We start from the raw sequence: 14,416 nt of genomic DNA, 5'->3' as shown, positions 1-14,416 counted from the left end.
CTTGGATAATATTTTACTTTTTCTTCTTTTTTGCTTCTTCAAGAACGCTTTCAACTGCGCTTTCGGCAGTCTCGGCAGTTTCTTCCGCGATATCTTCGGCAGCCTTCTCAGCTTCCTCACTGATATCTTCCGCAGCTTCTTCGGCTGCTTCTGCAATGTCCTCAGCAGCTTCTTCAGCTTCGTCAGCGATATCCTCGGCAGTCTCCTTGACCTTATCCTTGATATCCTCCGCAGCCTCTTCTGCCTTGTCCTTTGCTTTTTTCAGGGGTTCTTCCGTGATAGCGCCCTTGGACTTGATAATGTTCTTTTTGGAAGACTTCTTTACGTTCTCTGCTTCCTCAACAGCCTTGTCAGCTTCGCCGCTCTTTATGAGCTTCTTGGCCTTGAGTCTCTCGATGAGTATCTTGTTGTGCTTTCTGTCGTACATATAGAAGAGCACAAGTGCGATGATACCCAGGATCAGAGTAACTATTCCCATATTGAAGCCCGGCGGCGTATACTTCATTGATACGGTGTGATGACCTGCGGGAACGCGGATACCTATGAGTGTTCCGAGAACGATTATCTCGCCCTCTGCACCGTCTGCATTCAAAAGGGTAGTCTTTTTCGTATCGGGGTTCTTTTCCTCTACGATCTGGCTCTGTACGGTCTTTCCGTCGATCTGTACCTCCCAGCCGGGTTCGTAAGGAATGGTGGTCATGAGTATCTGACCTTCCTGTGCATCAACATCTCCTACGAGATAGCGGTCATTGGTCTTGCTCATGTCGAGCTCCCACGGATTTGTCTTGAGCTTTGCGATATCCTCCTCAAAAGCTTCCTGATCGAGGTAGTAGAAGTTGAAGCCCGAGTTCTTTCTTACCATGAGGTACTCGTTGCTTCCCGTATACGTCTGATTAGCGCCTGTAGGCGGAATGGTAAGTCTTATCTCGACCTCGTCACCCTTGTGGAACGGACCCATTCTCACGATAGGCGATGAGTTTGTATTGAAGTAGGTGCCGTAGCCGTCGTAGTTCTCATCGCCTGTTTTCTGACCTCTGTAAACTCCGTCCTCGTCCTTTACGGCTACCCATACGTTGCACGCCTTTCTCATTTCAGAGCCGAGGTGCATATAGATGTTTCCTTCATTCGGAACTGTAACGTCGATGTTTACTACAGCGTCGTCAACTCCTGCGAAAGCCTCATAGCAGTCGTGGATAGTGCCGCCGTGGTCATAATCGTGGAGATATACCTTTGTATCGTCGTACTTTACGGTATAGTCGAAAGGTACGTAATACTGTCTTGGGGTGAGGTTTGCGAAATCCTCGGTACTTCCTGCCATAGCGCTGAGGAAGTTGTTGAGGCTGTTGAACGGGTTGTCGTTTCCGAGACCTGTCAGGTTGAGAATGTCATCGTCAGCCATATAGCCTATATTAAGAGCATTGGGGTTCTCCCAGATATCCATTGTTGCAGGAATGTCCTTGTCCTTCCTGTATTCTTTCGAGAAGCGATAGATGTACGAAGCGTCTACCGTAGAGCCGATATTTGTTCTGACAGGATCGTCAAGGACGTACTTTATGCCGAGGATAGAGTCCGCAACAGGGTTGCAGCCCTCATATTTCGACTCGAAGCTCTGTGTGAAGTAGCCCATAGTCTCGATAAATGTGATAGCTCTTGCGTTCATTACCGAGCTGGAGTGGGATATACCCTTGAGACCGTATGCAAGGTCGTCGTTGACCATTCTGTTGAAGGTCTTTTCCGCACGATAGAAGCCGCCGTCGTAATTTTCAAGCTCCTTTACAACGTCGGGGGCTGTCATTATCTCGGTATATGTGCTGCGGTCGGAGTTTCCGACCTCCTTGAATATCTTTCTGAACGAGTCGTAGCAGTTATAGCCTGTCTCGAAGAATATGAGGAGAGCCATTCCCACTGATATGGCGTTTCTTGCTTTCTTTGTCCTTGTGTGGCTGTAGCAGTAGACCGCCACGAGGTATATAGCTCCGAGGATAAGTCCGAATGCGACCGTACCCAGCCAGAGCTCTTCCCAGCTGTCGGAGCCGCGCTCCATATTAGCCTTGTACGGGTAGATGGCAACGTACTTGTACTTCTCCTCATTGTAGTTGAAGTCCTTCATCTTGGCGCAGAATACCGCCGTTAGTATGCCGACTATCGCCGCGGACACGCTTGCGCTGACAGGCGACATCTTGTAGCCCTCGAGGTTCGAGAAGATATCCGCTGCCATTGATACGAACACGAATGAAAGCAGGAACGAATATCTGTAAGGGAGCCAGTTAGGATCCTGACCGCCGTGCCACAGCATATTTATGGGCTTTACATACATACTGAAAATGAGTACGAACGAAAGGAGTCCGTAACCGATCTTCTTGTTTACCTTGATCTTCTTGTTTATGAAGAAGAGGGGGAGAAGGACGAATGTGAGCACGCCGCAGTATATCTCGGGACGTCCGTAGAAACGTGTGCCCTCGTCAACGTTTACCGAGTAGTACTGGTTCGGGAGCAGACATGGTACGAGCTCGAGGGGATTGAACATCGCCCTGTAGCTGTAGTCGGGCTCGGAGAAGTCGAACTTACCGAGAGCCAGCGCATTGTAAACAGGCATTATCATGATATAGCTGCACATGAGCACCACCAGCGTGGATATGCCCATTCGCAGGACTACCTTTCCGTACTCGCCGATATTCTTGAACTTGCGGTTCGTACCGAAGAACAGGTAGTAGAAGAAGTATATGGCTATGAATATGGCTATCATGAAGCCGATATAGAAGTTGGCAACGAACATCAGAGCCGTAGGTATGATGTAGTTGATCTTTCTTCCGTCGTCTATGAGGTATTCAACGCCGAGGATTATCAGCGGAAGGAATACAGGTCCGTCGATCCACATGGGGTCTATGAGCTGGATAACGACGTATGCCATCATAGCGTACATTGTGGAGAACATTATAGACTGGAGCGGTCTGAGGTTCTTTGACTTCTGTGCGTAAACGCTGAACGTGAGACCTGCCGCGCCCACCTTTGTCATCTGCATGATCATTACGCTTTCGAGTATCATCTTTCTCGGGAGAAGCATTACGATCAGAGTGAACGGGCTTGCGAGGTAGTATCCTATGATACCCATGAAGCCGCCCGAAAGGTTTCGGCTCCAGCTGTAGAAGGCGCTTCCGTCACCCCAGAATGCGTCTCTCAGGGATTCAAAGTAGTAAATGTACTGGCCGTTGAGGTCCAGTGTGAGCACTGAACGCTCGCCGAAGGGGTAGACGTCGAAGCCGATGTATGACACGAATGTAAGAAGAAAGGGTATCAGGAACGACGCTATATAGAATAGCGGCTTGTACTTTGCGCCTTTTTTCTCAGCTATGATGTCAGCGGCTGTGATAGCGGGTTTAGTGCTGCCGATCTTGTTGCGGGCAGCAGTGCTTTTTGGCTTTGTGCCCGTATTTTTTGACTTAGCCAATTTTGTTCCTCCTTTTGCCTCGGGCATATAGAGCCATAATACCCGATTTTATACTATTTTTTATTATACTACAAAACTTTACCTTTTGCAATACCAAAATAAGGATACTTTACCAACAAGGAACAAAATTTTGATTTTAAGGAATTTTTTCAGAAATACCTGAGAGTTTTCGGCTTTTCATACGTATAATATTATGGAGGTGTATCCATTCGGCACCTGCGGAGCATACATATTATAATATTTATGGAAAATATTTCGGAAAAGCATTGACTGACGGGCCGCAAAGTGCTATAATTATGTCGTTATGGGTCTTTTTTAAGGCCTTGCGTACAAAAAATGTATAAGGAGATAAGACAAAGTGGGAAAATATTTTGGAACTGACGGATTCAGAGGCACGGCTAACGAAAATCTTACAGCAGACCATGCATACAAGGTAGGACGCTTCCTCGGCTGGTACTACGGCGAGCTCAGAAGAAGAAAGGGCGATGATACTCCTGCACGTATCGTTATAGGCAAGGACACACGCCGTTCAAGCTATATGTTCGAGTATTCACTGGTAGGCGGACTTACAGCTTCGGGTGCTGACGCATATCTGCTCCACGTTACAACTACGCCTTCTGTTGCATATATATCAAGAGTTGACAGCTTTGACTGCGGTATCATGATCTCCGCAAGCCACAACCCTTACTATGACAACGGTATCAAGCTCATAAACGGTCAGGGCGAGAAAATGGAGGACGAGGTCATAGATCTCGTTGAGGCTTATCTCGACGGAAAGCTCAATGCTTTCGGTCAGGACTGGCCTGAGGTGCCTTTTGCTCACGGCGAAAAGATCGGCAGAAGCGTTGACTATGTTGCAGGCAGGAACCGTTACCTCGGCTACCTCATCTCTCTCGGAATGTACTCTTTCAGAGGCAAGAAGATAGGTCTCGACTGCGCTAACGGAGCTGCATGGAACATCGCCAAGTCTGTTTTTGAGGCTCTCGGAGCTGAGACTTACGTTATCAATGCCGAGCCTACAGGCGTGAATATCAACAACAACGCCGGTTCAACACATATCGAGGGACTTCAGAAGTTCGTAGTCGAAAAGGGTCTCGACGCAGGCTTTGCATATGACGGCGACGCTGACAGATGTCTCTGTGTTGACGAAAAGGGAAACGTCATCACAGGCGACCATATCCTCTATATATACGGAAGATACATGAAGGAGCGCGGAAAGCTCATAAACAATACAGTCGTTACTACTGTAATGTCCAACTTCGGACTCTACAGAGCATTTGACGAGATCGGCGTTGATTACGCCAAGACAGCTGTCGGCGACAAGTACGTTTACGAGTATATGAAGGAACACGGCTGCTGTATCGGCGGTGAGCAGTCCGGACACATCATCTTCTCGAAGTATGCTTCAACAGGCGACGGCATACTCACCAGCCTCAAGATCATGCAGGTCATCATGTCACGCGAGAAGAAGCTCAGTGAGCTTGCTGCTCCGTTTACCGTATATCCGCAGGTACTCGAGAATGTAAAGGTAAAGGATAAGGCTGCTGCACAGGCTGACCCTGACGTTCGTGCAGAGGTGGACAAGGTCGCAGCAGAGCTGGGAGATTCGGGAAGAATACTCGTCCGTGAAAGCGGTACAGAGCCTCTCGTAAGAGTTATGGTAGAGGCAGAGCAGGAATCTGTATGCCGCAGCTGCGTTGACAGAGTTGTGAACGTTATAAAGTTAAAAGGACATACATTATAATAATACAATAATGCGGAATATCGGCGCTCTTTGCAGAATACTGTCGGGAGCGCTGTTTTTTCCCGTTAGTATATTTTGTCAAACTGACATCGGTGCGTAGTTATTAATTTCAGCTAATTACTGGAAATTTGTTCTTTCTATTGACTATATGCCCTGTTAGTGATATAATTATTCTTACGGCGTATTGTGCCGTAATATAAATGTTTTGGTAAATATGGAGGTTGAAATGGCTAAGAATAATGAGCGTAATCTCAATATTACGATCAAGAATCAGGAAGAAAACGATGAGGTAATTATTTCGGTTTCTTCTATTTTTAAGCAGCTGAAGAGATTTCTGACGGCATGGATAGTTGTTGCGATAATAGCAGCTCTTGCTGTATTTTCATTATCGGCATTCAGGACTTTTTCCAGTGCAACGCCTGCACAGGCTATCGTAAGCTTTACATATGACGGTATCGAACAGGGACTCGACCCTAAAAAGGGCGGAGATTTCGATATAGAGACAATGAAGAGCCCGAGAGTTATAGAAATGGCTCTTACGGAAATGGGCCTCGATATCGAAAGCCTTGAGGATGTCAGAAGAAACATCAGTTTCGGCTATAAAATGCCACAGGACGCTTATGAAAAGCTCAAAGCCTACAACAGCGTCATGGAAAAGGCTACAAGCGGAAGCCTTTCTGCTGCACAGGCAATGCTCGACGTTAAATATTACCCTACGCAGTTTTATGTAGTTTTCGATTACAGCAAAGCCGGCTTCGACAAGACAACAGGTACTGAGATACTCAATACGATCCTTGACTGCTACGGCGAGTACTTCTATCAGCTCTACGGCTTCAACAAGCCTCTCGGCGCTGCTGTTACAGCCGTTGATTCCGAGGACTATGACTATGCTCAGCAGATCGACCTTTACAGGACTTCGCTCAGAAATGTAAGAAATTATCTCAACGAACTCGCAAAGGAAGACAATACAGCATTCCGTTCAAGCGTAACAGGCTTTTCATTCAACGACCTTTCAGAGTATGCAAAGACTGTCACAAGCATTGACCTTGACAGGATCTCGTCCTATATTTCAGTTAACAACGTTACAAAGGACAAGAACTCTGCTCTTGCATACTATGATTACACAATAGAAAACCTCAAGCGCGACAAGGACGAGTATGCAGAGAGACTTGCAGCTCTTGATGCCTCTATCGCAAAGTACGTAAAGGACTCTGCTACATTCATCGGTGCAGGAGCTGAGAGCATAAACGGTACATCTTCGATACATTCCGATCAGTATGATGCAATGTTCAAGTCGAAGACCAGTATTGAAGCAAATCTTGCTCAGACAACACAGGATATAAAGTTCTATGAGTCAAGAAAGGAAGCTCTCAATTCCGACAAGACAAGTTCAAGAGCAAATATCGAAAAGGTTGAGGCTGATCTCGAGAGTCTCAAGGAAAAGGTCGCAAATATAGTTGACCTTACGGAAAAGACAGCCAACGACTACTATGAGAACGTTCAGTTCGCAAATGCCTATACTGTCCTTGCTTACGCTTCAAAGTCAGCATCAGCAGGTATTATGCAGGCATTAAATGCGTCTCTCAAGTCCATAATAATTTTTGAGATACTCATCTTTGCTATATACCTTGCAGTTGCATTTATCTCGGCTCTCAAGCGCGACAACAGGAAAAAGGCTGTAAAGAGCACAGATGATGATTATGACGACGACGATGATGATCTCGAGGAAGTTATCGAGGCTATCGAGGAAGCCGCTGAAAAAGAAGCGGAAAAAAATCCGAAGAAGTCAAAGAAAAAATAAATGATATACATAACAGCTCCGAAAGGGGCTGTTATTTTTTTGCAATGTTAAATTCACGTTAAACTATTGCTGAAATCATTGACTCTGAGATATAACCTGATATAATATAATCAGAAGGGAAAAATATATTATTACAGATAAAGAAAGATCAGGAGAACATATGGAAGAGTTTTCGATTTTTAACATTTTCACCCTTGTGGGCGGACTTGCTTTCTTCCTTTACGGTATGAAGGTAATGTCCACAGGACTTGAAAAACTCACGGGCGGCAAGCTCGAAGTCGCACTGAAAAAAATGACCGAGAATAAGCTCAAGGCTATTCTTCTCGGAATGGGCGTTACTGTTGCTATACAGTCCTCGTCGGCTATGACCGTAATGCTCGTAGGCTTTGTAAACTCGGGTATCATGACCCTGGAGCAGACTATCGGAGTTTGCTTCGGCTCGAATATAGGTACTACCTTTACGGCATGGATACTCTGTCTTGACGGCATCAAGGATTCGGGAGAGGGCGGCATCGTCAGCTTTATCCTGAGGCTTCTGAAGCCTGTATCGTTCTCGCCGCTCATAGCTCTTGCGGGAACAATACTTATCATGTTCGCGAAAAAGAACAAGAAAAAGGACGTAGGACGTATACTTGTTGGCTTTGCAGTCCTTATGACAGGTATGACATTCATGTCGGATTCCGTCGATCCGCTGGCAAGCTCGCCTGATTTCCAGAGGGTGCTCACAGCATTCCACAATCCTGTGCTCGGCGTTCTCGTGGGAACAGTATTCACAGGCATAATCCAGAGCTCAGCAGGTTCTATCGGTATATTACAGGCTTTCTCAAAGACGGGCGGTCTTACCTGGGGTATGTCGCTGCCGATAATCATGGGCTGTAACATCGGTACCTGCGTAACGGCTCTCCTTTCAACAGTCGGCGTCAGCAAGGATGCAAAGCGTGTTGCATGGACACATATAATCATCAAGATAATCGGCACACTGGTGCTTCTTCCCATTATCATGATACTCCAGAACGTCATAGGTCTCGGTATCATGAGCAAGACCGTAGGATACGTTGGTATCGCGGTAATGCACACTATCTTCAATGTGGCTACAACAGTGATGTTCATGCCGTTCACAAAGCAGCTTGTGGCTCTCTCAAAGATAGTCGTAAAGGACGGCAAGGAAGAAGTCAGGGACACAAGAAGAACTCTTACAGGTCTCGATGTTATCCTGCTGAAAACTCCTGCCGTAGCTGTTCACACCTGTATCTCGGCTACAAATCAGATGGCAGAGCTTACAAGAGAGACTATCCTCATGTCGCTGAAACTCCTCACAGGCTATGACGAGAATGCCTGCGAAACTATCATCGAGAACGAGGACATAATCGACGGCTATGAGGACAAGATCAACAGCTACCTTATCAAGCTTTCAAAAGCAAGTATCACAGGCGCTGACAGCCGAAGCGTATCGAAGATGATGCACTGTGTAGGAAACTTCGAGAGAATTTCCGACCATGCGGTAAACCTTGTTGAATCGGCTCAGGAAATGCACGAAAAGGGCATAATGTTCTCTGACGAGTGCATAAATGAGATAACAGTCATCACCGACGCTATCGCAGAAAACGTAAACAAGGCTATGGACGCATACATGAACAACGACCTCAAGATCGCCCACAAGGTCGAGCCTCTTGAAGAAGTTGTGGACAATCTCAGCACCGAGCTGAAAAACAGACATATCCGCAGACTGCAGAACGACGAGTGTACCGTAGAGCTTGGCTACATCTTCCAGGACGTACTCACCAACCTCGAACGTATATCGGATCACTGCTCAAATATCGCAGGCTGTCTTATCGAGACAGACGAAAAGACCAATCTCCACGCTTACCTCCACGAGGTAAAGGAGAACGACGAGGTATTCAGAACGGAATACCGTGCCTATGCCGAGGATTATTTCCGCAGGCTGGGTGCACAGGAAGTCAACGCATAAAAAGGATCAAGCCCGAAAGAGGTTCGCAAGAATCACTTTCGGGCTTGTTATTGTTTGTTGAAGAAGTTCAGTATGGAAGCGAGAACTTTCCTGCTTTCCATATGTTATCGGTGCCGATAACTGCCGAGAACTCCTCGGTCTGCGTATTCGGCCCCTCGCCGTAGTCGCTGTCGCTGTAGTAGTTTTCCACTGTAAATACTATCTCATCATCGGTCCTGGACTTTATTTCCGTTATTTTTGAGCCTGTGTAGTATATATCGGCTCCTCTTGCACCGGAAAGAGCATATACTCCCCCGTCCTGCTCAACATAGAGAGTGGAAAGGTCAACGGTCTTGTAGCGGTCGCTGAATACCTTCTGATAAGCTTTCTCAACGTCCGCAAAGGTCTTGATACTGCTGTCGGAGATGTGATAATAGCGCCAGTTGAAATCGCCTGTCTCGATGAACTGCTCATCGGTCTTGAAAGGACAGCCTACTGTGAAGTTCCACTGGGTACGGCAGGCTGACTCGAAAAGCGCCTGTGCTGCCGATATCACAGTACGGTCGTCAGCGTCCTTGCTGTCAGCCTTGAAGACTACAGCTCCGTCCTCGTTGTACTCAAAAGCTCCGCCGCCGAGAGGGTCGGGCTGAGTCGTTGTTGTAGCCTTAGCGGTAGTTGTCACAGCTGTGGTCTTTTTTGTGGTCGCTTCCTCAGAAGTCACCTCTGTTGCTGCGGCTGTAGTCTCGGGCTCGTCAGGCTTTGAGGGAGCTGTTCCCGTCTTTTCGCCTGCACATGATACGAGTGCTGCTGTAAAAGCTGCTGCTGCGATAATTGCTGATATTTTTTTCATTAAAGTTCCTCCTCATCTTCGTCGTCATCGAGAACGAAATCAATGGTTCCGTCACTGACGCTGACTGCGGCGCAGACTACCTGTACAGTCTGTCCGAGAGTGTATGATACGCCTGTGAAACGCTCAGTAAGCGATACAGGCTCTGTATAGTCGTATTCTCCCTCGGGGAGCGTCCTTATGTGGACGAGTCCCTCCACGGTATTGGGGAGCTCCGCATAGAAGCCGAACTCCGTAACTCCCGATATCTTAGCGGTGAAGCTCTCGCCGATGTGTGCTTTCATATACTCCGCCTTGTAGCAGTCCTCACATTCGCGCTCAATGGTTATGGCGCGTATCTCTGCGGCGGAGGAGCGTTCGGCAGCGTTTACGGCAAAGCCTGCATACCGCTTGTTGAGCCACTCGTTGTTGTAGCCTGCCAGTATATCCGTGATTATGCGGTGTATGGCAAGGTCGGGATAACGCCTTATAGGCGAGGTAAAGTGTGCGTAGTCGTCCAGCACCAGTCCGAAATGTCCGAGAGGCTCGGGGGAGTACTTCGCCTTTGCCATTGAGCGGAGCACCAGCATATTGACTGCCTCGAACTTCTCCGTATCACGGGCGCTTTCCAGTATCTTAGCGGCGTGAACGGGCTTGAATTCGCTGAAATGCGGGCATTCAAAGCCGTATTTCGGCAGTATCTCATGGAGAGCCTCGGTCTTGGCTTCGGGAGGAGCTTCATGTATACGGTACACAAAGGGTACGTTCTTCTCCTTTGCCAGTTTTGCGGCAGCTTCGTTTGCTGTAAGCATGAACTCCTCGATGATACGCTCGGACTTGCCTCGCTCACGGGGCTGTACGTCGCAGCATATGCCGTCCTCGTTGATTATAAGTTTGCTTTCTGATGTCTCTATCTCTGGAGCGTTGCGGAGCTTTTTCCTTGCTATGAGCTTATCCGCAAGCTCATTCATGAGCGTGATACTGCTGCGTACCTCTTTGTACTTTTCGGCGATTTCATCGGTCTCGCTGCCGTCAAGTATGCGGTTTATCTCCGAATATACGCCCTTTACACGGGAACGTATAACGCTCTTGCAGAAGCGGTAGGAGAGCATATTTCCCTCCTTGTCGAGCTCCATGAATGCCGAGAGCGTAAGTCTGTCCTCGTCGGGATTAAGTGAACAGATACCGTTTGACAGCTCCTTCGGGAGCATTGGTATCACCTTATCGGCGTAGTAAATACTTGTTCCGCGCATGAGCGCTTCCTTGTCGAGAGCGCTGTTGCCCTTGACGTAGTGGGAAACGTCGGCGATATGGACGCCGAGGCAGTAGCCCTTCCGCGTCTTTTGAAGCGATACAGCGTCGTCCAGATCCTTTGACTCTGCGCTGTCTATGGTGAATATGGTCATATCGCGGAGATCCTCGCGGTTATTGACAGAGTACTCCTGTACGCCGCCCTCGGATATCTTCCGCGCTTCCCTGAGGACTTCCTCGGGGAAAGCTGTGGGAGCGCCGTGTACAACGAGTATCGAAGCCGCCGAAGAAGCCGCGTAGTCGGAGCTTCCGAAAACAAGGGTTATCTTCACCTTGTGCTCGGCGTGTCTGCGGCCGCGGTAAACTATCTCCGCCAGCACCTTGTCCCCATTCTCAAAGGGAATGCTTTCCTCGCGGACTATGATTATATGATTTCTCGAAGCTGTATCGGGGACGAGGTAAGGTCTGCCGTCCTCGTATTCTATCTTACCTGTGAGCTGTGAGCTGCCGAACTCAAGTATATCCAGTATCTCGCCCTCGGGCTCTCCAGAGCGCGAAGCGATGGGAGAAATGAGCACCCTGTCGTTTGGCATGGCTCCGAGCATACACTTTCCGGGTATGAAGTACTCCGTGCCGTCGTCGGTAACTGCAAAGCCGAAAGTCCTGCTGAGCCTTGTGACAGTTCCGGGGTAAACATTTATACGTGAGCAGAGAGCGGCTTTCATGCCCTTTTTCATCATGACAACGCCCTCTGTGCGGAGCTCCGCAAAGGCTGTTGTGAAGTTCTCCCTGCCCGATTTCTTTGTCCTGCATTTTGACTCGAGCTCGCTTATGGACATGGATTTCTTCCCGTAGGCTTTGAGAAAAGTGACTATTTTATTTTTATAGCTCTCAACGGAGGTGACTGAGCCTCCTTTTTTGTTTGTTTGTTTCTTTTTTGGCTTTTCTGACATAAAAGTCTCCTTAATTCCGTATAATAACGCGGAAAATCCGCATTATGCCGCGGTACCGGCAATAAAAGCAAAGCCCCATGACCTCAGTCACAGGGCAATTCATTACTTCTTGAAGATCGGTATGATGTTTACTGCAAGCACAACAATAAAGAGGAGAATGGAAAGTGTTCTTGTGATCTTTCCGAGGATAGCTTCCTTTGTTCTTCCCTCGTTCTTGCCGTAGAATGAATCAGCACTTGCACCTGTGAGCGCTGCTGTCATGCTGTCCTGTGACTTCTGCTCCTGTGAGAGGCAGAGGATAATAGTAATAAGGCTTATAGCGAGTATAACTACTCCGCCGATGATCTCTAAAGTTGACATAAAAATACCTCCGGATAATAAGTATGATTTACGGTACGAGCCGAAATATTTAAATTAGCTTTACTATTATATCACAGAAAGCCATGATTTGCAAGAGTTTTACGTGAAAAAGCAAGACAAAAAAACTGTGCAAAATTGTTCAAAACCTACAACTTGTCAAGTGACCGGAAAAGAGTATCAGGGGTAAGGCGATACTCATCAGTATAAATTCGGAGGGTGTGATAAGATATCTTATCACACCCTCCATTGAAGTATCTGCTTGGAATAATCAATTAAAGAACGTCGATCGGGAATCCGCTGATCCTGCCGAGAAGCTTCATCTGAATTGCAAGAGCGTCGTTTGTAGAAACGCCGTTGCCCTTCTGATGTACGTCTGCATTGATCCAGCCCTGCTCTGTGATGTGGAGCTCACCAGTACCCTGCTTGCCGTACTTGTTGGGGTTAGCAAGAGCCTGCATGATGAGAACTGCATCTGACAGATCAACCATACCGTCGCAGTTGGAGTCGCCGAGAAGTGTAGGCTTGTCCTGCTTGGGAGCTTCGGTAGTAGTTGTAGTTGTTGTGGTAGCCTTTGTAGTTGTAGTTGTGGTTCTTGTTGTAGTAGTAGTTGCCTTTGTAGTAGTTGTGTTATTGCTTGAAGAACCGCTTGTCTTGAGTCTTACAGCGTCGATGGTGAAATCGTCGCAGTCGATCCACCAAACACCGAACTTGATCTCACCGCCGTACTGAGTCTGGATGATAGAAGCGATGTCTGAAGGAACCTTCCATGAGATAGTACCTGAGTTGCCACTGATGGACTGAGTGATCTCGTCGCCCATTGCCCAGTAGCCGTTCTCCTTGTCAGTTGTGGAAGTACCGAACTGACCAACATACTTGCCGATGTTCTTGCTTGCAGAGATATCTACCTGAACCTCTGTGATCTTTGCGCCTGAAGGAATATCGAAGTCCTCATATGGGAAGCCGATCATTCTCTCGTCTTCGCCGAGAGCACTGTATGTTACCTTCTTGTTGGGCTTGATCTCGTAGCCGTCGCTTGAAGACGAGCTGCTGTTATTGTTATTTGAAGTGTTATTATTGTTGTTATTATTATTGTTTGAGCTGCTGCCTGATGAGCTGCCTGTCTTGAGAGTTACAGAGTCGATTGTGAAATCGTCACAGTCGATCCACCAAACACCGAACTTGATCTCACCGCCGTACTGAGTCTGGATGATAGAAGCGATGTCCGAAGGAACCTTCCATGAGATAGTACCTGAGTTGCCGCTGATGGACTGAGTGATCTCGTCGCCCATTGCCCAGTAGCCGTTCTCCTTGTCAGTTGTGGAAGTACCGAACTGACCAACATACTTGCCGATGTTCTTGTTAGCAGAGATATTAACCTCTACCTCTGTGATCTTTGTGCCTGTAGGAATGTCGAAGTCCTCGTATGGGAAGCCGATCATTCTCTCGTCTTCGCCGAGAGCACTGTATGTTACCTTCTTGTTAGGCTTGATTGTGTAGCCGTCGCTTGAAGATGAGCTGTTATTGTTATTATTGTTGTTATTAGGCTTAGTTGTTGTAGTTGTGTTGTTATTGTTGTTATTATTGTTGTTGTTTGGCTGAGTTGTTGTAGTTGTCTGCTGCTGATTGTTGTTATTATTATTGTTGTTGTTTGAGCTGCCGTTGCCGCCGTAGATCTTTGTTACGCCCTCAATGCTTGTCTCAATAGAACCTGTCTTGTAAATGCTGTAGAGACCAGCAGCTGCGCCGACGAAACCTGCGTTGTAGTCACAAGCAACCTCGTTGCTTACATAGTCTGAACGAACATCTCTGTAAGAGCCGTTTGCGTCTGTAGGACCGCCGCAGAGAGCGCCTATGAGTGTGTACTTGTTCTGTACGCCGTCATTTGACTCAGCTGCACTGTTTGTGCCTGAAGCTGCTCTGTGGTGAGGATTCTTTGAAGCGTTGGGCTTGAAGCCGCAGACGAGACAGTATGACTGACCGTTAGCGAATGCCTTGTCGCCTGTGAGGTACTGCATCTGACCCTTTGCCCAGCCTGCGTCACCCTTGCCGTGCTTTGCAGCTACGAGCGAGCACATCTGAGCTGTT

Annotated in this window: 8 protein-coding genes; 3 read left to right on the top strand and 5 right to left on the bottom strand. The window is 47.6% G+C overall.

Going from position 1 to position 14,416, the window contains the following annotated elements:
• Positions 1–13: 13 nt before the first annotated feature.
• Positions 14–3,448: a YfhO family protein gene (locus IKW96_RS11695; RefSeq protein ID WP_296574965.1), complete on the bottom strand. Its 3,435-nt coding sequence runs from the start codon at positions 3,446–3,448 to the stop codon at positions 14–16.
• A gap of 358 nt (positions 3,449–3,806) precedes the next feature.
• Between IKW96_RS11695 and glmM the strand changes: the two genes are divergently transcribed.
• From glmM to IKW96_RS11680, 3 genes are all read left to right on the top strand, one after another.
• The gene (gene glmM, locus IKW96_RS11690) at positions 3,807–5,192 is read left to right on the top strand and encodes a phosphoglucosamine mutase (protein WP_296574961.1); all 1,386 of its coding nucleotides are present in this window, start codon (positions 3,807–3,809) and stop codon (positions 5,190–5,192) included.
• 226 nt (positions 5,193–5,418) lie between these two features.
• Positions 5,419–6,993 (top strand): lipopolysaccharide biosynthesis protein, encoded by a 1,575-nt coding sequence (locus tag IKW96_RS11685; RefSeq protein ID WP_296574958.1) that lies wholly within the window; start codon positions 5,419–5,421, stop codon positions 6,991–6,993.
• A 160-nt stretch (positions 6,994–7,153) separates the two neighbouring features.
• Complete coding sequence (locus tag IKW96_RS11680) at positions 7,154–8,962, top strand: Na/Pi cotransporter family protein (protein WP_296574955.1); 1,809 nt, start codon at positions 7,154–7,156, stop codon at positions 8,960–8,962.
• 67 nt (positions 8,963–9,029) lie between these two features.
• Here the strand turns inward: IKW96_RS11680 and IKW96_RS11675 are convergent, their stop codons facing one another.
• The 4 genes from IKW96_RS11675 to IKW96_RS11660 all read right to left on the bottom strand — a co-directional run.
• Positions 9,030–9,791: a hypothetical protein gene (locus IKW96_RS11675; protein ID WP_296574952.1), complete on the bottom strand. Its 762-nt coding sequence runs from the start codon at positions 9,789–9,791 to the stop codon at positions 9,030–9,032.
• Complete coding sequence (gene rnr / locus IKW96_RS11670) at positions 9,791–11,971, bottom strand: ribonuclease R (protein ID WP_296574949.1); 2,181 nt, start codon at positions 11,969–11,971, stop codon at positions 9,791–9,793. Before rnr ends, IKW96_RS11675 begins: the two co-directional genes overlap by 1 nt.
• A gap of 102 nt (positions 11,972–12,073) precedes the next feature.
• Positions 12,074–12,331: a preprotein translocase subunit SecG gene (gene secG, locus IKW96_RS11665; protein ID WP_296574944.1), complete on the bottom strand. Its 258-nt coding sequence runs from the start codon at positions 12,329–12,331 to the stop codon at positions 12,074–12,076.
• 272 nt (positions 12,332–12,603) lie between these two features.
• On the bottom strand, positions 12,604–14,416 hold a 1,813-nt coding region (locus IKW96_RS11660), incomplete at its 5' end, for a DUF5620 domain-containing protein (protein ID WP_296574941.1).

This window comes from Ruminococcus sp., from assembly GCF_017549005.1.
GTDB lineage: Bacteria > Bacillota > Clostridia > Oscillospirales > Ruminococcaceae > Ruminococcus.
This window is presented reverse-complemented; position numbering and strand designations above follow the sequence as displayed.

Bases quoted from the DNA above. Each gene is read 5' to 3' on its own strand.
- IKW96_RS11685 (WP_296574958.1), top strand. From the start codon at position 5,419: ATGGCTAAGAATAATGAGCGTAATCTCAATATTACGATCAAGAATCAG.
- IKW96_RS11680 (WP_296574955.1), top strand. From the start codon at position 7,154: ATGGAAGAGTTTTCGATTTTTAACATTTTCACCCTTGTGGGCGGACTT.
- IKW96_RS11675 (WP_296574952.1), bottom strand. From the start codon at position 9,791: ATGAAAAAAATATCAGCAATTATCGCAGCAGCAGCTTTTACAGCAGCA.
- rnr (WP_296574949.1), bottom strand. From the start codon at position 11,971: ATGTCAGAAAAGCCAAAAAAGAAACAAACAAACAAAAAAGGAGGCTCA.
- secG (WP_296574944.1), bottom strand. From the start codon at position 12,331: ATGTCAACTTTAGAGATCATCGGCGGAGTAGTTATACTCGCTATAAGC.